The following is an 18,164-nucleotide window of genomic DNA, read 5'->3' on the forward strand; positions in this document are numbered from 1 at the left end:
GAGTGCGAATGTCTCCCCATACTTCTCCCAGAAAACCTGGCCGGGTTTCGGCCTGTCATCGCTCCGGGGCGGCCGTCGACCGCCACAGCGCGCGGGCGATCGTGCGCCCGTCGCCCGCCTCCGGTTCGTAGCGCTCGGGGTACCCGGACCGCTGGACCTCCTGGCACACCTCGCCGACCGGCGGCGACGTCCACGAGTCGTCCGGGTAGAGCTGCACCATCTCCTCGAGGAAGGCGTCCGTCGCCCACACCGGGTCCGTGCGCTCCTCGAAGGTGCCCCACGAGTTGATCTGCTGGAACAGGCCGACGCTGCTGCCGTGGCCGTGGTCGAGGTTGCGGACGTAGGTCTCGACGATCGCGGTCGTGATCGCGATCGTCGCCGCGTGCTCCGGCAGGCCGCGGAACTCGACCGTGAGCACGACGGCTCTGGCGCAGGCGACGGTCGCGGGTCTCAGGTGCGTGCGCATGAGACCCGTCATCCGCTCGGCGAGCTGCTCCACGAGCACCTCGTCGTCGGGAGTCGCGAAGGCTGGGCAGCCGAGGTCGGCACCCGCGTCCGCACCGGTCGAGGTGAGGCCGGTGCCGGCAATGGCGATGGCGAGCACCAGCGCGGCGATCCTGATCCTCATTCGGTGGAAGGTGCCAGTGCCGTCGCCGCGGCGCACGGCGAGTCACCCCAACGGTGCCGCTCAGTACGGCAGCGGGACGACCAGGCAGGGACCGCCGCTGTACAGGCCCGCGTCGATGGCGAGGACCTTGTCGTCGGCGTACCGGAACGGCCCGTCGATCTCCTCGGGCGGGAGACCGACCTGGTCGGCGATGACGCTGTGGCCGTGCACGATGGAACTCCCGCCGAGCACGTCCAGCAGCTCCTCGGCGACGTCACCGCCCTGCGGCCCGCGGAAGGCGTACCGCGTGGTCATCTTGCGCCAGCACTCCCACCAGTTGCCGAGGTCGTCGTCCTTCAGCACGCCCTCGACCGCCGTGTTGACCTCGTCGATCGACTGACCCCACTCGAGGTACGCCGTCGTGTCCGAGTGCATCAGCAGGTGGTCGTCCACCAGCTTCAGCACGGGACGCGTCGTCAGCCACTCGATGTGCTTGTCCGTCAGCCTGTCCTGGTCGCTGCGCAGCCCGCCGTTGAGCAACCAGCTCCGCGCGAACGACCGCGGGCCGGGACTCTCCGGCACCTGCGTGTCGCCGAACCGGTGCATGCCCAGCAGCAGCACCTCGTGGTTGCCGATCAGCGAGTCGACCGTGCCGCCCGCCTCACGCGCCTCTTCGCCGAGGCGCATGACCAGCTCGATCACGCCGACGCCGTCCGGGCCCCGGTCCACGAAGTCACCGAGGAACCACAGCTCAGCCGTGCCACCGCACCACGACCCCTCCGAGTCGATGAGGTTCGCGTTGTGCAGGGCCCTGGCCAGCTCGGCCAGGTGCCCATGCACATCTCCCACGACGTGCAGCGGGCGTCGATCGGTGTCCACGGACGCGACGATAAGCGATCGGGACCGCTTCGGTGCGTCCGCTTCCCAGGGCCCACGCTGTGAGACCGGTCGTGTACTCCCTGATCAGGGGCCGAACGGCTTGGCCGCGTGGCCGACCAGATCCGCGATCGAGTCGATCACGCGGGTCGGGCGGTACGGGTACATCTCGGCCGTGGAGGCCGCGGAGATGCCGGAGAGCACGAGGATGGTCTGCAGGCCCGCTTCCAGGCCGGCGCGGACGTCGGTGTCCATGCGGTCGCCGATCATCAACGCCTGCGCGGAGTGCGAGCCCAGCGCGCGCAGCGCGGAACGCATCATCAGCGGGTTCGGCTTGCCGACGAAGTAGGGCTCGCGGCCGGTCGCCTGGGAGATGAGCGCGGCCACGGCGCCGGTCGCCGGAAGGGAGCCCTCACGTGAGGGGCCGGTGGCGTCGGGGTTGGTCGCGATGAACTTCGCGCCCTCCTCGACCAGCCGGATGGCCTTGGTGATCGCGGTGAAGCTGTAGGTGCGGGTCTCGCCGAGCACCACGTAGTCGGGGTCGCGGTCGGTCAGGACGTAGCCGATCTCGTGCAGCGCGGTCGTCAGGCCCGCCTCGCCGATCACGAACGCCGAGCCGTTCGGGCGCTGGGAGTCCAGGAACCTGGCGGTCGCGAGTGCCGAGGTCCAGATCGACGACTCGGGGATGTCCAGGCCCGTGCGCTGCAGCCGGGCACGGAGGTCGCGCGGGGTGTAGATCGAGTTGTTGGTGAGCACCAGGAACGGGGTGTCCGCCGCCCGCAGTTCCGCGACGAACTCGTCGGCGCCGGGGATCAGGTGCTCCTCGTGCACCAGAACGCCGTCCATGTCCATGAGGTAGTGCCACTGCTCCGCCATGGAGCAAGTATCAACGCTCGATCACACGCCTGCGGAACGTGTCGATCTGCAGGCGGTGGTAGCGGTCGAGCACCTCGCGCTCCTCGGGGGTGAAGTGCTCGAGCACCTCGATGGTCGTCGCGCGGGCGCCTTCGAAGAGGTGCATGAACTTCTCTATGTCCGCGGGGACGATCTCGACGAGCACCTTGCGGCGGTCGTGCGGGTCGCGGACCCGGCGCACGAAGCCGCCGCGTTCCAGGCGGTCGATCACGCCGGTCACAGCACCCGTGGACAGGCCGGAGAGCTCGGCGATGCGGCCCGCGGTCACCGGGCCCTCGGCGCGCGCGACCAGGTCGAGGCACTTCTCGTCGGTCGCGGACAGGCCCATCTGCTCGGCGATGCGCGAGTGGAACATGACGGTCAACGCACTGAGCTCGCGCATGTACCAGGTGAAACGCTCCAGCACGTCCGGTGGGACCTCGTTAGCACGTTCCATGTTAAACATCTTAGCCACTAAGAGACCTCGTTGTGGGATGAGCCAATCGTCACGCCGCGGTATGGCCTATTTGTAGCGACACCCACAAGAGTTCGGGGATTACCCTGGCATGGGTGACAGCAGTGGATCTGGGCCTACCCGTCGTGCGGGGCACCCCCGATGTGACCGCCCGGCCGGACTCCCCCCTGCTGGTCGACCGCTTCGGCAGGGTCGCCACGGACCTCCGCGTCTCGCTGACCGACCGGTGCAACCTCAGGTGCACGTACTGCATGCCCGCCGAGGGGCTCGACTGGCTGCCGAAGTCCGACCAGCTCACCGACGAGGAGCTCGTCCGGCTGATGCGGATCGCCGTCACCGGGCTCGGGGTCACCGACATCCGCTTCACCGGCGGCGAGCCGTTGCTGCGCAAGGGGCTCGAGCACGTGATCGCGGCGACCGCCGAGCTGCACCCGAGGCCGCGGATGTCCATGACCACCAACGGCATCGGCCTCGACCGGCGGGCCGCCGGGCTGAAGGAGGCCGGGCTCAACCGGATCAACGTCTCGCTCGACACGCTCGACCCCGCCCGCTTCCGCACGCTCACCAGGCGCGACCGGATCTCCGACGTGTTCGCCGGGTTGCGCGGCGCCCGCGAGGCCGGGCTGACCCCGGTGAAGGTCAACTCGGTGCTGCTGCGCGGGCAGAACGAGGACGAGGCCGTCCCGCTGCTGAAGTTCTGCGTGGAGAACGGCTACCAGCTGCGGTTCATCGAGCAGATGCCGCTCGACCCGCAGCACGGCTGGACCCGCACGAACATGGTCACCGCCGCCGAGATCCTCACCGAGCTGGGCACGGCGTTCACGCTCACGCCCGAGGAGGCGCCGCGCGGTGGCGCGCCCGCCGAGCGGTGGCTGGTCGACGGCGGGCCCGCGGTCGTCGGCGTGATCGCGTCGGTCACCAGGCCCTTCTGCGCCGCGTGCGACCGCACCCGGCTGACGTCGGACGGCCAGGTGCGAAACTGCCTCTTCAGCCAGTCGGAGACGGACCTGCGCGGTGCGCTGCGCGCGGGCGCCTCGGACGACGAGGTCGCGGATCTGTGGCGCGGCAACTCGTGGGCCAAGGCGGCGGGACACGGCATCAACGACGCCGGGTTCCACCAGCCCGACCGGCCCATGAGCGCGATCGGAGGATGAAGTGAAGGTTCGCTACTTCGCGGGTGCCCGCGCGGCCACCGGCACGGCCTACGAGGACATCGAGCTGACCGGTGAGCCGACCGTGGCCGACGTGCTCGCGCTCGTCGGCGAGCGCCATGGCGACAAGCTGGGCCGCGTGCTCGCGGCGTCCAGCTTCCTGCTCGACGGGGTCGCCGTCCGCGACCGCCACGCCCGCGTGCACGCGGGCGCCGAACTGGACGTGCTGCCGCCCTTCGCCGGCGGCTGATCGTCTCCCCTGATCGCCTCCCCCAGACGTGAGCGGGGCGTCTCCGATGGCCCAAACCACGTGACGCAAGCCTCACTTTGCGTGATGTATAACGACCAATCTCAGAAAGAAAACGGACCGATAACGGCCCATCTGACCTGCAGAAAGAGGCCAAATCGGAGCGTTGTCAGAGTGTTACTGTGACGTGCGTCACAGCTCGGAACGTTTGGTGCACCGGCTCGCGGTTACGTACCGTCGCTTCTCGGCTGGCCCCGACCAGCCACGAGCACGACCCGGAGGGCCGAACACCGCATCCTGTCCAGCAGGCACTCCGGAACAAACCCCGAGCGAGAGAAACCGCCGGACAGGAACGAGGGAACGCACCGGGCCCCCGAACCCGAGTTCCCCGCCGCAGGTGTGGTGGGCCGAGAGGGAAATGGCTTTTAACCGAGGCAAGCACGGCAAGCAGGGTTCCGCCGCTCGCAGCATCGCCAAGGTCGCGGTCGCCGGTGTCATCGCCGGTGCTCCGCTGGGTCTGGCCATCGGCACCGCCGAGGCCGCCCCCGCAGTCAACTGGGATGTCGTCGCCGCCTGTGAGTCCGGCCAGAACTGGTCGATCAACACCGGCAACGGCTACTACGGTGGCCTGCAGTTCTCGCTCTCGACGTGGCGTGCCAACGGTGGCTCCGGCATGCCGCACCAGGCTTCCCGCGAGGAGCAGATCCGCGTCGCCGAGAACACGCTCCGTTCGCAGAGCATCCACGCGTGGCCGAACTGCGGCCCGAAGGGCCTGACCGGCCAGGCGGCACCGCCCGCGCCGGCCCAGAAGAAGGCCGCGCCGGCTCCGGCGCAGAAGAAGACCGCTCCGGCGCCTCAGCGCCAGAGCGCCCCGGCACCGGTGGCCGCCACCGCCGAGGGCTCGAAGAACAACCCCGACGGTGACTTCACGATCCGTCCGGGCGACACCCTGTCGAAGATCGCCGACGAGCTCAAGGTTCAGGGCGGCTGGCAGGCACTGGTCGAGAAGAACAAGGCGTTCCTGACCAACCCGGACCTGATCTACCCAGGCCACAAGATCGCCACCAAGTGATCTGAGCAGTTGAGCAGGAGCTAGACCTAGGGCCCTCACCGCGTCCCCCCGGCGGTGGGGGCCCTACCTGTCTCGCGGTGAACGCGGGCACGTGTTCGCGGTGGTGTAGGGCCGGCGCTCGCTTCAGGGCGGCAGGCGCACACCCAGCCCGGTGCTGCGCAGGACGTTCGCGGCGGCGGGGCGAACGTGAGTTCACGCGGGCTGGGCGGCGAACCGGCCAACTCACGAGCTCACCGCATCACTGTTCCGCAAAGCGCTCACCGCCACAGCAGGCGCGTACGACGTGTTCGCGGCGGTGTGAGCCGGCGCTCGCCGCATGGCGGCAAGCGCACACCCAGCCCATCTACTCGGTCACCACACCGGACAGATCACAGCTGCCGAGCGAACGCGAGCTCACGCAGGCGTCCCCGCCGGGGGATCCCCTGACTTTCATTCTCCCAGCGAGCACCGACAGTTCGGCGCGCCAACAGCGGCCCCTGTGGACAACTGGCGCCCTGTGGACAACTCAGGAGAGCTAGGCGCGAACCTGGCCAACTCGAGTGCTCACCGCACCGCTGTTCCGCGAAGCTCACTGCCACAACAGGCGCGCCTGAGGTGTTCGCGGCGGTGTGGGCCCGTGCTCGGCCTCATGGCGGCAGACGCACACCCGCCCGGTCCGCGCACGAAGGTTCGCGGCAGCAGCGCGAACGTGAGCTCACGCGGGCAGGCGGCGAACCGCCCAACTCGCGAGCTGACGGCACCACTGGTCCGCGAAGCTCGCCGCCGCAGCAGGCGCACATGACGTGTTCGCGGCGCGGGGCCACCTGAGCCCCAGGCTCGCACGCGGCCCGCCACCACCTCAGCCCGCCGGGCTCAGGGGCAGTTGACCCACTCGTCGCTGCCATCGGCGAACACCTGCCGCTTCCACACCGGCAACCGCTTCTTGACCTCGTCGACGAGGTCGGAGCACAACGCGAAGGCCTCCTTGCGGTGCTCAGCAGCCACCGCGCAAGCCAGCGCGACGTCACCGATCTTCAACGGCCCGACCCGGTGCGACACGGCGAGCGCCCGCACGCCGGGGTAACGGCCAACGAGGTCAGCGGCCACCGAAGCGACGATGTCCGCCGCACTCGGGTGGCCCTGGTACTCGAGCTCGCGCACCGAACGGCCGCCGTCGTGGTCGCGCACGACGCCGGAGAACGTCACGACCGCGCCCGCGGCAGCGTCGGCGACCAGTGCGGCGTGCTCCTCGACGGACAGCGGCTCTTCGGTCACGGTCGCCCGCAGTACGACACTCACTGGTGGTCACCTCCACGCAACTGGTCGACCGCGTGTTCCAGCACGAGGCCGAGCACATCCAAGCCGTCCCGCACCCCGCCGGTGGAGCCGGGGAGGTTCACGACGAGCGTGCGACCCGCGACCCCCGCCACCCCACGCGAGAGCACCGACGCGGGCACACGGGGCCAACCGGCGCCCCGTACGGCGTCCGCCAGGCCCGGCACCTCGTAGTCCAGCACCTCGCGGGTGGCTTCGGGTGTCCGGTCTGTCGGGTTGATCCCGGTTCCGCCGGTCGTGATCACCACTGACGCGCCGGACGCCACCGCGTCGCGCAGTGCCGAGGCGACCGGTGGGCCGTCCGGTACTACGGCCGCGTCGGGCACGTCGTAGCCGCGGTCGCGCAGCCACGACACGATGATCGGGCCGCTGCGGTCCGGGTAGACGCCCGCCGCGGCGCGGTTGGACGCGGTGACCACCCGAGCGATCAAGGTCTCACCCACAGGCCGGACTTGCCACCTTCCTTGCGTTCCACCCGCACGTCGGTCACCGAGGCCGCCGGGTCGACGGACTTCACCATGTCGTGCAGGGTCAGGCCGGCGACCGAGACGGCGGTCAGCGCCTCCATCTCGACCCCGGTGCGGTCGTTGGTCCGGACCGTCGCGGTGATCAGCACCTCGGCGGGCCCCAGTGCCAGCTCGACGGCGACGCTCGACAGCGAGATCGGGTGGCACAGCGGGACGAGTTCCCAGGTCCGCTTGGCCGCCATGATCCCGGCGATCCTGGCCGTGGCCAGTGCGTCGCCCTTCGGCAGGTCGTCCGCGCCGAGCAGGCCGATCACCTCGGCCGTCGTGCGCAGCACCCCGGTGGCCACCGCCGTGCGCGTCGTCGCCTCCTTGCCGGAGACATCGACCATGCGGGCCGCGCCGCTGGAGTCCAAGTGGGTGAACTGCTTGGTCATGCGGCGATGTTATGCCTGATCAACCGGGAGCCGCGCTTGCGATCGGCTTTCTTTCCCGGCGCGGTCACGAGGTCCGTTCGGTCGCGGCCTTCCGGACGGCCTCGGCGACGGCGGGCGCCACCGAGGTGTCGAACACCGACGGCACGATGAACGAGGCGTTCAGGCGGTCGCCGTCGACCACATCAGCGATCGCGGTGGCCGCGGCCAGCAGCATCGCGTCGGTGATCGTCCTGGCGTGCGCGTCGAGCAGGCCGCGGAAGACGCCGGGGAACGCCAGCACGTTGTTGATCTGGTTCGGGAAGTCGCTCCGGCCGGTCGCGACGACGGCGGCGTGCTGCTGCGCCTCCATCGGGTCGATCTCCGGGTCCGGGTTGGCCAGCGCGAACACGATGGCGTCCTTGGCCATCGTCGCCACCTGCGCGGCACCGAACAGATTCGGCGCGGACACGCCGATGAACACGTCCGACCCGACGAGCGCGTCGTGCAGGCGGCCGGACGTGTTGTCCTTGTTCGTCGTCGCCGCGATGGACTTCAGGTTCGAGTCCAGGCCGGGGCGGTCGCGGTGCACGATGCCGTCCACGTCGACCGCGATCACGTCACCGGGGTTCTGCGACAGCAGCAGGCGGATGATCGCCGAGCCCGCCGCGCCGACGCCGCAGACGGTGATCTTGCAGTCGCCGATGTCCTTGCCGACGACGCGCAGAGCGTTGCGCAGCGCGGCGACCACCACGATCGCGGTGCCGTGCTGGTCGTCGTGGAACACCGGGATGTCGAGCTTCTCCCGCAGCCGCGCCTCGATCTCGAAGCAGCGGGGCGCGGAGATGTCCTCCAGGTTGATGCCGCCGTAGACCGGGGCGATCAGCTCGACCGCGCGGATGATCTCCTCGGTGTCCTGGGTGTCCAGGCACACCGGCCACGCGTCGACGCCGGCGAACTTCTTGAACAGCGCGGCCTTGCCCTCCATCACCGGCAGCGCGGCCGCGGGGCCGAGGTTGCCGAGACCGAGCACGGCCGAGCCGTCGGTGACGACCGCGACGGTGTTGCGCTTGATCGTCAGGCGGCGCGCATCGTCCGGGTTCTCGTAGATCGCCTGGCACACGCGGGCGACGCCCGGCGTGTACGCGCGGGAGAGGTCGTCGCGGTTGCGCAGCGGCACCTTCGACGAGATCTCGATCTTGCCGCCGAGGTGGACGAGGAACGTCCGGTCGGACACCTTGCGCACGACGATGCCCGGCAGCGTCTGCAGGGTGTCCGTGATGTCCTTGGCGTGGTTGGCCGACAGCGCGTTGCAGGTGAGGTCGATGACCACCCGGTCGGCGTGCGACTCGACGACGTCGAACGCCGTGATCACGCCGCCGGCGCGGCCGACCGCGCTCGTCAGGTCGCCCGCCGCGCTGGCGGACGGCGGCGCCTCGAGGCGCACCGTGATCGAGTAACCAGGGCCGGGGACCGGCATCGAATCCTCCCACGAAATCTGCTGCTCACGCGGGAAGTGAGCCTAGCCCCGGCCCCTTTGTGGAACTCACGCGACTCGACGAGTCTTAAGGCTGTCCTGACTCAGGACTTGTTGATCTCCGTGACCGGGTGCGTGTAGCCGATCTCCTCGGCGGGCAGCGGGAACGTCACCATGCCGAACGGCGACAGCGCGCCCTGCATGTCGCTCGCGAGCTCACTCACCGGGTACCCGCCGTCCGGGCCCTCCGGCCACTGGGGGTCGACCCGCTCCGGGCGTGCGGCCTTGGCCACGATTCCTCCTCGGTGATGCCTGTGTCCGGACAAGTGTGCCTCACGCCCGTATACCGTGGTGCAGATGTCCGGCATCACACTCGCCGACTGGCTGCGCGCACAGGACGACGCCACGCTCGTGGCGCTGTTGCGCACGCGTCCCGACATCGCCACGCCCCCACCTGCGGACATGGCCGTGCTGGCCACGCGGATCGGGACGCGGGCGAGCGTCGCGCGGGCCTGCGAGGAACTCGACACGTTCACGCTGACCGTCCTCGAGGCGCTGGTGGTGCTGGACGCGGACACAGCCCCCGTGTCGTTGAACACACTCACCGACCTGCTCAAGCTCAAGCCGAAGCAGGTCAAGCAGGCCGTGCAGCGGCTGCGCGACCGGGCGCTGGCCTGGGGCGAGGACCCGCTGCTGTGCGTGCCGCCGGTGACGCGCGAGGCGTTCGGGCAGTTCCCCGGCGGCTTCGGCCGCTCGACCGGGCAGCTCGTCGACCTGACCGGCGTGACCGACGCCGAGCGCCGGGTGCTGGACACGCTGTCCGCCGGTCGCCCGATCGGCGAGACCCGCGACGCGGCGCGCCTGGTCAGCCTGGAGAACGCCGAGACGCCGATCCAGCGGCTGCTCGCGCGCGGACTGCTCGTCCGCCGCGACCCGATCACCGTCGAGCTGCCCCGCGAGGTGGCGCTCGTGCTGCGCGGCGACCGTCCGATGGGGACGATCCAGCTCACCGAGCCGAAGCTGCGCACCCGCGACCTCACGCCGTCCGATGTGGACGCGACGGGTGGCGGTGAGGCGCTGGAGCTGGTGCGGCACGTGGAAACCCTCATCGCGAGCTGGTCCGCGGAACCACCGCCGGTGCTCAAGGCGGGCGGCCTCGGCGTGCGCGAGCTGCGCAAGGTCGCGAAGGACGTCGACGTGGACGAGCGGCGCGCCGCGCTGCTCGTCGAGCTCGTCGTCAGCGCGGACCTCGTCGGCAACAGCGAGGCGACCGAGCCGGAGTGGGTGCCGACGACGAAGGCGGACGTCTGGATCGCCGCGAACGCGGAGAACCGCTGGGCGACGCTCGCGCAGGCGTGGCTCGACCTGCCGCGGCTGCCCGCGCTGGTCGGCCAGCGCGACGACAGGGACAAGCTGATCAACCCGCTGGCCGACGAGGTCCGCCGCCAGCAGGCGCCGCGCGACCGGCGCTGGGTGCTCGACGCGGTCGCCGCGCTCCCGCCCGGCACGTCGGTGCCGGACCCGGCCGCGCTCGCCGCCGTGCTGGGCTGGCGCGCACCGCGCCGGGGCGGGCGGCAGCGCGACGAGCTGGTGCGCTGGACGTTCGACGAGGCCACCGCGGTGGCGATCTTCGCGCACGGCGCGATCACGTCGGCCGGCCGCGTGCTGCTCGACGAGGGCCCCGGCGTCGCCGCCAAGCAGCTCGCCGAGTCGCTGCCCGCGCCGATCGACCACGTGCTCGTCCAGGCCGACCTCACCGTCATCGCGCCCGGCAGGCTCGAGCCGGAGCTCGCCGACGAGATCAAGCTCGTCGCGGACGTCGAGTCGGCGGGCAGCGCGACGGTCTACCGGGTCGGCGAGCACACCATCCGGCGCGCGCTCGACGCCGGGCGCACCGCGGACGAGCTGCACGAGCTGTTCAGGAGCCGCTCACGCACACCCGTCCCGCAGTCGTTGACCTACCTGGTCGACGACACCGCGCGGCGGCATGGGAGGCTGCGCGGCGGCGCGGCGGCCTCGTTCCTCCGCTGCGACGACCTCGCGCTGGTGAGCGAGGTGCTCGCGCACCCCGCGGCACACCAGCTCGAACTGCAACGCATCGCACCAACAGTGCTGGTCAGCCCGTTGCCGCTGGCCGACGTGCTGGACGGACTGCGCTCGGCGGGCTTCGCGCCCGCGGCCGAAGGACCGGACGGACGCGTGCTCGACCTGCGACCCGGCGGACGCCGGATCACGCCGAGGGCCCGCGCCACCCGGCGCCCCCTGTCGCCCTCCGTGCCCGGCGACGAGCAGTTGGGTGAACTCATAAGGCTGGTGCGCGCGGGTGATCGTGCGGCTGCGACACCACGGGGTGAACGCATCTCCGTGCCCGCGAACCTCGGTGCGGGGCCGTCGGCCACCCTGTCGTTGCTCCAGCAGGCGGCGCGGGCGCGACGGAGCGTGCTGGTCGGCTTCGTCGACTCGCACGGCACGGCCGCGCAGCGCGTGATCGAGCCGACGATCGTGGGCGGCGGCGTCCTCGAAGGCTTCGACCACAGCTACGGCGAGGTACGAAGGTTCCCCCTTCATCGCATCACATCCGCCGCATTGGTTGACGAGGACTGACGGACAGTCATCCCCCTCTGGAGACGCACGTCCACCCGTGCGTGATCGCTTCGCCACCTAGCGTCGATTGGCGTGAACGTTCCCGACGTTCGCATCGACGAAGGAGGAGCAGCGCAATGGCCATCACCCGGTGGGCGCGTAGAGCCGTCCTCACCGCCACGGCACTGGCGTTCGCCTTGCCGTTCTCGACCGGCACAGCTCAGGCTGATCCGATCATCCAGATCCTCGGCGACAACAACGTCAGCGCGAACGTCGCGGTCAGCGGCAACCTGGACTCCGTGCCGGTCGCCGCGAGCCTCGGTGCGAGCGTCAACACAGGCGGCGGCGTCACGCTCGACCTGGAGGCCAACGCCGGCATCGCCGTCGCGCTGGGTCTCTGCGGCGGAGCGCACGTCGACGCCTCGGTCGGCCTCGACGCCGGGGTCGACGCGGACGTCAGCGCGGACGTGGACCTCGGTGCGAACGTCGATGCGGATGTCGACGCCTCAGTCGACGCGGATGTCGATGCGGACGTCGATGCGGATGTCGATGCGGATGTCGACGCCTCAGTCGACGCGGACGTGGATGCGGACGCGTCCGTCGACGCGGACGCCTCGGTGGGCGCGGACGTGGACGCCGGCATCAGTGCGAGCGTCGACCTCGGCGGCACCGTGGACGGCGTGCTCCACGCGGCGGGCAGCCTGCTGGGCGGGCTGAACGTGAACGTCGGCGCCAACGTCGATGCGGACGTGGACGCTGATGTGGACGCCTCTGTCGATGCCGACCTCGGTGTGGACGCGGACGTCGATGCCGATGTGGACGCCTCGGTCGGCGGGATCAACGCCGACGCGGACGTGACGCTCAACCTGGGCAACGGCAACTGGGTCGACCTGGACCTCGGCAACCTGCACGCATCCGCGGACGTGGGTGCGGACGTGGACGCGGACCTCGGTGTCGACGCCAGCGTCGATGTCGACGCGGGTCTCGACGTGGACGCGAGCGTCGACGCCGACGCCGACGCGAGTGTCGGCGTCAACGTGGACAGCAACCTGCTGACCGTCGACGCGGGTGTGGACGCCAGCGTGGACGCGAGCGTCGACCTCGGCAGCGGCGACGTGAGCGCCAACGCCTACGTCGGCGCCAACCTCACCATCGGCTGATCAACGAGCACACCCACGACGAGAGGACAGCGCCGCTGGACGTTCCCAACTGAATCTGGCCGCAACAAAGGCGCGCACCCCGTGACAGGGGTGCGCGTCTCGCGTTTTCAGGTGTTGGTCAGCCCGCGCGGACGGACATCCACTGGCGCATCGCGTGCTCCACCAGCGTGATGAGCGTCTGCTTCGTCGACTGCCGGTTGCGCGCGTCGCACGTCACGATCGGCACCGACTCGTCGATCGTCAGCGCCTCGCGCACGTCCTCCAAGCGGTGGTGCAGGAGGCCGTCGAAGCAGTTGACGCCGACGACGTACGGCAGCTGCCGGTCGTCGAAGAAGTCGATCGACGCGAACGCGTCCGCGAGCCTGCGGGTGTCGACCAGCACGATGGCGCCGATGGCACCCCGCACGAGGTCGTCCCACATGAACCAGAAGCGGTGCTGACCCGGTGTGCCGAACAGGTACAGGATCAGGTCGCTGTCCAGCGACACACGACCGAAGTCCATCGCGACCGTCGTGGTGACCTTGTTCGGCGTGGCGGAGAGGTCGTCCACCCCCGCGCTGGCCTCGGTCATCACCGCCTCGGTGGTCAACGGGACGATCTCGGACACCGAGCCGACGAACGTCGTCTTGCCCACACCGAAGCCACCCGCCACCACGATCTTGGCAGACGTCGTCGGCTTCCGTGCGCCCTCGGCGCCCTGGGGACTAGAGCCTGCGAAGCCCACTGAGCACCCTCTCCAGGAATTCAATGGAAGGCCGGTCCCCCACGACCAAGCCGCCCTGGTGAATCAAAACCAATCCCATGCTTGCCATGTCGCCGATCAACACCCGCACGACGCCAAGTGGCAAGCGTAGGAGTGCCGCGACCTCGGCCACCGACCGAGTGTCCACACACAGCCCGCAGATGGACCTGTGCTCGGGCAGAACGGCGGCATCCCGCTCCAACCCGCGCTCGCTGGTGGACACCAGCGCCTCGATGGCCAGGTCGTAGTCCGGCCTGGTACGCCCGCCGGTGCGAGTGTACGGACGGACCAGCGAGCCTGAATCGGCCGCCGAGCTCTCCTCGTGCCGCACCGCCGGCTGGGGGCCGGTCGTGTACGGCAGTTGTTCGGGCACCGCCTCGGGGACCTCGTGCTGACCGAAGAGATCAGCTCCGGGGCCACCGAACAGCCCGCTGCCGTACCCGTCGATGTCGAACCGGTTCGGCACGTCGTCGTACGGGTACGACGACGAGTCATCCACCTCACGCTGAGACATATCGCCTAGCCCTTGCCCTGTAACCCGCTCATCGTGGGGTGCGTCCTCGGCTTCCTCGAGTTCGGGGTGGTCGGCTTCCGGCTCGTCGAATTGGAACCCGCCGGCTGCCCACTCCTGGTAGTTGAAGTTCCTACCGAAGCGACGGCCACCGGCGCCAGGTCTTCCAGCCATTTCCCTCTCACCCCGTACGGTCAGTGAGGTCTAGCGGCGGACGACACCCTGGAGCTGCGCACGCAGTTCCGGGGTGAGTTGTTGTCCGACTCTTTCCACCAGCAGCGTCATCTCGTAGGCCACGAGCCCGATGTCGCAGTTGGGGGCGGCCAGCACGGCAAGACACGAACCATCGCTGATCGACATCAGGAACAGGTAACCCCGCTCCATCTCGACGACCGTCTGGTTCACCGTGCCCGCCTCGAAGCAGCGCGCTGCGCCCGCTGTGAGGCTGACCAGTCCGGAAGCAACAGCGGAGAGCTGCTCTGCACGGTCCCTGGGCAGTCCCTGGGAACCTGCGAGCAACAGCCCGTCCGCCGACACCACGACGCTGTGTGCCACTCCTGGCACGCGTCGCACGAAGTCGGTGATAAGCCAACCAAAGCTGCCTGGCTGCGCTGCGGTCGTCACTCCTGCTCCTCGTTCTGCCGGCTCGACTGGTCACCAGCGTATGCGTCAATCAGTGCGTGCCGGCCTCGCCGTACACCGTTCTGAAGGCTCGACATGCGCCCGCGCACCGCGTCAGCGGTACGAGGCGGCAACGGCGGCCGCTGGGTCTGCTGCTCCGCCGCTGAGGGCTTCGGCGCAGCGGAACCCGGCACGAGTTGGGCCTTCGGTGTCCGTTTCGGCAATCCCGCGGCCGTCTTCGACTCCGGAGCCTTGTTGAGCAGCTCCCGAGCCGCCTGCCAGCCCTCGTCGGCAGGCGATTGCCAAGCCGACTCAGAAGCAGTGTGCGCCACCGAGGTGTCCGTTGTCTCGTCGGCCACTGGTTCCGGCTCGACGGACGGCGTTTCCACGACGGGCTCCTGCTCGGCAGGTTGCGGGGTTTCCTCGACCGCGGGCTCTGTCTGCTTGCGCGGCTTGCGCACCGGCAGTCCAGCGGACGAAGTGGTCGGAGCGACGGACGGCACCGGCTTGGGGCTCCGGGTCGGCAGCGCCTGCTCCTCGGTCTTCTGGGGTCGTGCTGCGCCGTTCTGCGCCGGAGCGGCTAACGGCGGCTCTGTTGTAGCGGGCTCCACCGTCTCGACGGGCGCCGGGGGTGCCTGAGGCGGCGCGGGCTCCGCGGGAGCCGGAGGCACCGCCTGAGCCGCGGAAGCCGGGGTCTCACTGCCAACGGCCTGGAACCACTGCGACAGCACGGCCTCGTAGATCGGAAGACGCTCGGTCGGCGCGTCCAAGTCGTGCTCGACCTCCTTGCGAGAGGCTTCGGACGTGCCGTTGCGCTGCGCGTGCTCCTGGTCGACGGGCACCCGCACCACACCGGTGTCCGCACCGTGCCCGCTGTCCGACTCCGCGGGCGGGATCGGCACGAACTGGGTCGTCTCGTAGCCCGGCTCGAAGGCCATGGCGCCTTCGTCCTCGTGACGGTCCTCGTAGGCCGTGAAGAGGGTGGGCTCACCGAAGGAGCCCTCCGGCTCCAGCGCGTCGAGCTGGTCCTGCCGCCACGTCAGCGACGGCTGGGAGACCTCGACCGGCGACTCGGCACCGAACACGGGCACCGAGGTGGCCCCGGCACCGGAGTGCTCGCTCTGCACGAAGCTGACCGGCAGATCCGGGCTGCTGAGGTTGAGGTGCGGGTTGCTGTGCTGCAGGTTCGGGCTGGACTCCTCGACCCGCGGCATCGCGCCGGTGAAGGCGCCTGCGATGCCGCTCGCCCGCTGGGCGGTGGCCGCGCTGAAGTCCTGCGTGGGCTCGGCGGGCGTCAGGTACGGCGCGGGGGCCGCACCCGGCGTCGCGACGAGCGTCTCGGGGACGATGACGAGCGCGGTGGTGCCGCCCTCGATGTCCTCGTTGCCGCGCAGCCGGACCTTGATGTCGTGCCGCTTCGCCAGCCGCGCGACCACGTACAGACCCATGCGGCGGGAGACGGCGACGTCCACGTCCGGCGGGTCCGCCAGCCGCTCGTTGGCGTCGATGATCTCCTGGTCGCCCATGCCGACGCCGCGGTCCTGGATCTCGATCGCGAGCTCGCCCTTGCGGGTGCGAGCGGTGCGCACGGTGACCTTGGTGACCGGGTCGGAGAACGCGGTCGCGTTGTCCAGCAGCTCGGCGACGAGGTGCACGAGGTCGTTGACCGCGCGGCCCTGGACGGTGAGCTCCGGGGTCTGGCCGACCTGGACGCGGGCGTACTGCTCGACCTCGGACACCGCGGCGCCGAGGACCTCGGCGGCCGGGACGGGCCGCGTGAGGCGCCGCGAGAGGTCCGTGCCGGAGAGGACCAGCAGGTTCTCGGAGTTGCGCCGCATGCGGGTCGCGAGGTGGTCGAGCTCGAACAGCGAGGCCAGCTGGTCCGGGTCCTGCTCGTCCTGCTCCAGCCGGTCGATCAGGTTCAGCTGGCGCTCGACGAGCGCCTGGCTGCGGCGGGACAGGTTGACGAACATCGCGTTGACGTTGTCGCGCAGGAGGGCCTGCTGGGCGGCCAGTCGCACCGCTTCGCCGTGCACCGCGTCGAACGCGCGCGCCACCTGGCCGATCTCTTCGCGGGTGTGCACCGGCACCGGTTCGACGGCGCTCTTGGCGGCGTCCTCCGGGTTCGGGTCCGCGAGGATCCGCTCGACCGCGTCCGGCAGACCGTGGTCGGCGACCTCGAGTGCCGTGCGGCGCAGCGTGCGCAGCGGGCTCAGGACGGAGCGGGCGACGAAGAACGCCATGATCAGCGCGAGGGCGAGTGCGGCGAGCACGATGGCGGACTCGCGGTACGCGGCCTCCCGTGCGTCGCCTGCCAGCTCGTCCGTGCGGGCCTGCAGCTTCTCGAGCAGCAGGTTCTCCACGTCGCGGGTCAGGTTGACGGTCAGCGTGGACGCGATGTCCCACTTCTCCGGCGTGAGGCCGGTGAAGTCCTGACCGGCGGCCTGCCGGTTGATCGCGGACTCCTGCATGTCGTTCGCGGTGTCGACGATGAGGCCGGTGACGGTGTCGTCGTAGATCTTGGCCTGGTCGGCGGACGCGGACTTGCGGAAGTCGTTGCGCGCGGCCTCGAGCTCGGCGTCGGCGGCCTGGAGGGACCGCGACTGGCCGGGCGTGAAGGCCTTGCGCTGGAAGACGTCGAGGAGGATGCCGCGCTTGAGCGACTCCTGCTCCTTGATCCGGGCGATCGCGTTCGTCGACAGGTGCAGTCGCACGAGCTCCGGGTTGTTGATCTCGGAAATCGTCTGCTCACCCAGGTTGAGCAGCGATTCGATCGACTCCGAGTAGGTCCGCATGACGGCCTCGGACGGGTACTGCGTCTCGCGCACCGCGTTCCGGAGGCTGTTCAGCCGCTCCAGCTGGTCCGCCGCGAGGCGGAACCGCTCCACGGCCTCTGGCCGCAGGTCGGAGCTCAGTTCGGTGATCTTGTTGTTGAACGCGACGCTCGTGTCGTTCACGCGCTTCAGCTGGCGCTCGAGCACGACCCGGTCGACCTTCTTGCCGGACGCGACGTGGCTGACGCTCAGGTCGCGCTCGCGCTGCAGCTGCTGCACCAGGTCGGCTACGGCGGTCTCCAGCCGGATCTGGTTCGCGAGCTGGTTGAAGTCGGTCGCGTTCCCCAGGTCCTCACGCACCCGAAGGCCACCGAGCGCGAGCGCGGCGATGGTCGGGATGAGCAGGACGGCGAACAGCTTCGTCCGCAGACGCCAGTTCCGAAGCCGCCACCCCGCGGCACGCGCCGACTGCTGCTGCGAATCCGTCTTCGCGGTGACAGTTGTGTCGGTCACTTGTTCGTCACCCAGCGCAGCCAGTCCGTCACCCGATTCGGGCCTTTCGGAGCGTGGCGACTTCCCCACGCCAAACTGGCTGGGACCTCTCTCACGTCGGGCCACTCTGGGCTTCCTCTTCCAGCAGCAGTGTCCCGGTCTCTCCCCAGGACCGAGCATGGACTCGTCAAACGGGCCGAATTGCAGCACAGAGGCGGTTGCGCCGGTCAGGCGCCCCACCCCCGAGCAGAGGCACGGTGGTCCGCATCGACCTGTGCCACCCGGCTGGGG

At 70.1% G+C, this 18,164-nt stretch carries 16 protein-coding genes and 1 pseudogene; 5 read left to right on the forward strand and 12 right to left on the reverse strand.

The window, feature by feature from the left end; all coding sequences use genetic code 11:
- Positions 1-55: 55 nt before the first annotated feature.
- The 4 genes from FKR81_RS22840 to FKR81_RS22855 form a co-directional block, all read right to left on the reverse strand.
- The gene (locus tag FKR81_RS22840; protein WP_146354161.1) at positions 56-628 is read right to left on the reverse strand and encodes a hypothetical protein; all 573 of its coding nucleotides are present in this window, start codon (positions 626-628) and stop codon (positions 56-58) included.
- A 60-nt stretch (positions 629-688) separates the two neighbouring features.
- Positions 689-1,486: a metallophosphoesterase gene (locus tag FKR81_RS22845; protein ID WP_146354162.1), complete on the reverse strand. Its 798-nt coding sequence runs from the start codon at positions 1,484-1,486 to the stop codon at positions 689-691.
- Positions 1,487-1,570: 84 nt separating this feature from the next.
- Positions 1,571-2,359 carry an HAD-IIA family hydrolase gene (locus FKR81_RS22850; protein ID WP_146354163.1) on the reverse strand — a complete coding sequence of 263 codons (789 nt, stop codon included), beginning with the start codon at positions 2,357-2,359 and terminating at the stop codon, positions 1,571-1,573.
- A 10-nt stretch (positions 2,360-2,369) separates the two neighbouring features.
- Complete coding sequence (locus FKR81_RS22855; protein ID WP_146354164.1) at positions 2,370-2,834, reverse strand: MarR family winged helix-turn-helix transcriptional regulator; 465 nt, start codon at positions 2,832-2,834, stop codon at positions 2,370-2,372.
- 113 nt (positions 2,835-2,947) lie between these two features.
- On the opposite strand from FKR81_RS22855, the gene moaA reads away from it, so the two are divergent.
- The 3 genes from moaA to FKR81_RS22870 all read left to right on the forward strand — a co-directional run bounded on the left by moaA (position 2,948) and on the right by FKR81_RS22870 (position 5,322).
- Entirely contained in the window at positions 2,948-4,006 is a 1,059-nt protein-coding gene (gene moaA, locus FKR81_RS22860; RefSeq protein ID WP_186763122.1) for a GTP 3',8-cyclase MoaA, read from the forward strand.
- 1 nt (position 4,007) lies between these two features.
- Positions 4,008-4,253 carry a MoaD/ThiS family protein gene (locus FKR81_RS22865; protein WP_146354166.1) on the forward strand — a complete coding sequence of 82 codons (246 nt, stop codon included), beginning with the start codon at positions 4,008-4,010 and terminating at the stop codon, positions 4,251-4,253.
- Positions 4,254-4,668: 415 nt separating this feature from the next.
- Complete coding sequence (locus FKR81_RS22870) at positions 4,669-5,322, forward strand: transglycosylase family protein (protein ID WP_146354167.1); 654 nt, start codon at positions 4,669-4,671, stop codon at positions 5,320-5,322.
- 852 nt (positions 5,323-6,174) lie between these two features.
- Here FKR81_RS22870 and FKR81_RS46025 read toward each other — a convergent pair.
- The 4 genes and pseudogenes from FKR81_RS46025 to FKR81_RS22895 all read right to left on the reverse strand — a co-directional run bounded on the left by FKR81_RS46025 (position 6,175) and on the right by FKR81_RS22895 (position 9,283).
- Positions 6,175-7,055 (reverse strand): annotated as a pseudogene (locus FKR81_RS46025) (molybdenum cofactor biosynthesis protein MoaE).
- Between the two features lie 8 nt (positions 7,056-7,063).
- On the reverse strand, positions 7,064-7,537 hold the full coding sequence (moaC, locus tag FKR81_RS22885) for a cyclic pyranopterin monophosphate synthase MoaC (RefSeq protein WP_146354170.1): 474 nt from the start codon (positions 7,535-7,537) through the stop codon (positions 7,064-7,066).
- Between the two features lie 64 nt (positions 7,538-7,601).
- The gene (locus FKR81_RS22890) at positions 7,602-8,993 is read right to left on the reverse strand and encodes an NAD-dependent malic enzyme (RefSeq protein ID WP_146354171.1); all 1,392 of its coding nucleotides are present in this window, start codon (positions 8,991-8,993) and stop codon (positions 7,602-7,604) included.
- Between the two features lie 101 nt (positions 8,994-9,094).
- On the reverse strand, positions 9,095-9,283 hold the full coding sequence (locus tag FKR81_RS22895) for a hypothetical protein (RefSeq protein ID WP_146354172.1): 189 nt from the start codon (positions 9,281-9,283) through the stop codon (positions 9,095-9,097).
- Positions 9,284-9,347: 64 nt separating this feature from the next.
- Here FKR81_RS22895 and FKR81_RS22900 point away from each other — a divergent pair, with 64 nt between their 5' ends.
- Positions 9,348-11,594: a helicase-associated domain-containing protein gene (locus FKR81_RS22900; protein WP_146354173.1), complete on the forward strand. Its 2,247-nt coding sequence runs from the start codon at positions 9,348-9,350 to the stop codon at positions 11,592-11,594.
- 116 nt (positions 11,595-11,710) lie between these two features.
- Positions 11,711-12,733: a hypothetical protein gene (locus FKR81_RS22905; protein ID WP_146354174.1), complete on the forward strand. Its 1,023-nt coding sequence runs from the start codon at positions 11,711-11,713 to the stop codon at positions 12,731-12,733.
- A 118-nt stretch (positions 12,734-12,851) separates the two neighbouring features.
- On the opposite strand, the gene FKR81_RS22910 is transcribed toward FKR81_RS22905, so the two are convergent.
- Genes FKR81_RS22910 through FKR81_RS22925 form a run of 4 tightly spaced genes read right to left on the reverse strand, consistent with a single transcriptional unit; the run spans position 12,852 to position 17,894 of the window.
- Positions 12,852-13,457 carry a GTP-binding protein gene (locus tag FKR81_RS22910; protein ID WP_030470877.1) on the reverse strand — a complete coding sequence of 202 codons (606 nt, stop codon included), beginning with the start codon at positions 13,455-13,457 and terminating at the stop codon, positions 12,852-12,854.
- The gene (locus FKR81_RS22915; RefSeq protein ID WP_146354176.1) at positions 13,438-14,160 is read right to left on the reverse strand and encodes a DUF742 domain-containing protein; all 723 of its coding nucleotides are present in this window, start codon (positions 14,158-14,160) and stop codon (positions 13,438-13,440) included. The genes FKR81_RS22910 and FKR81_RS22915 overlap by 20 nt, the downstream gene beginning before the upstream one ends.
- A 30-nt stretch (positions 14,161-14,190) precedes the next feature.
- Positions 14,191-14,610, reverse strand: a complete 420-nt coding sequence (locus FKR81_RS22920; RefSeq protein ID WP_033442969.1) for a roadblock/LC7 domain-containing protein — start codon at positions 14,608-14,610, stop codon at positions 14,191-14,193.
- On the reverse strand, positions 14,607-17,894 hold the full coding sequence (locus FKR81_RS22925; protein WP_235921707.1) for a nitrate- and nitrite sensing domain-containing protein: 3,288 nt from the start codon (positions 17,892-17,894) through the stop codon (positions 14,607-14,609). The genes FKR81_RS22920 and FKR81_RS22925 overlap by 4 nt, the downstream gene beginning before the upstream one ends.
- Positions 17,895-18,164: the final 270 nt, after the last annotated feature.

It is taken from the genome of Lentzea tibetensis (assembly GCF_007845675.1).
Classification (GTDB): domain Bacteria; phylum Actinomycetota; class Actinomycetes; order Mycobacteriales; family Pseudonocardiaceae; genus Lentzea; species Lentzea tibetensis.

What these genes read in the sequence shown, in the direction of transcription:
- moaC (WP_146354170.1), bottom strand. Translation starts at nt 7,537, where the DNA reads ATGACCAAGCAGTTCACCCACTTGGACTCCAGCGGCGCGGCCCGCATG.
- FKR81_RS22870 (WP_146354167.1), top strand. Translation starts at nt 4,669, where the DNA reads ATGGCTTTTAACCGAGGCAAGCACGGCAAGCAGGGTTCCGCCGCTCGC.
- FKR81_RS22900 (WP_146354173.1), top strand. Translation starts at nt 9,348, where the DNA reads ATGTCCGGCATCACACTCGCCGACTGGCTGCGCGCACAGGACGACGCC.
- FKR81_RS22905 (WP_146354174.1), top strand. Translation starts at nt 11,711, where the DNA reads ATGGCCATCACCCGGTGGGCGCGTAGAGCCGTCCTCACCGCCACGGCA.
- FKR81_RS22915 (WP_146354176.1), bottom strand. Translation starts at nt 14,160, where the DNA reads ATGGCTGGAAGACCTGGCGCCGGTGGCCGTCGCTTCGGTAGGAACTTC.
- FKR81_RS22850 (WP_146354163.1), bottom strand. Translation starts at nt 2,359, where the DNA reads ATGGCGGAGCAGTGGCACTACCTCATGGACATGGACGGCGTTCTGGTG.
- FKR81_RS22840 (WP_146354161.1), bottom strand. Translation starts at nt 628, where the DNA reads ATGAGGATCAGGATCGCCGCGCTGGTGCTCGCCATCGCCATTGCCGGC.
- FKR81_RS22855 (WP_146354164.1), bottom strand. Translation starts at nt 2,834, where the DNA reads ATGGAACGTGCTAACGAGGTCCCACCGGACGTGCTGGAGCGTTTCACC.
- FKR81_RS22890 (WP_146354171.1), bottom strand. Translation starts at nt 8,993, where the DNA reads ATGCCGGTCCCCGGCCCTGGTTACTCGATCACGGTGCGCCTCGAGGCG.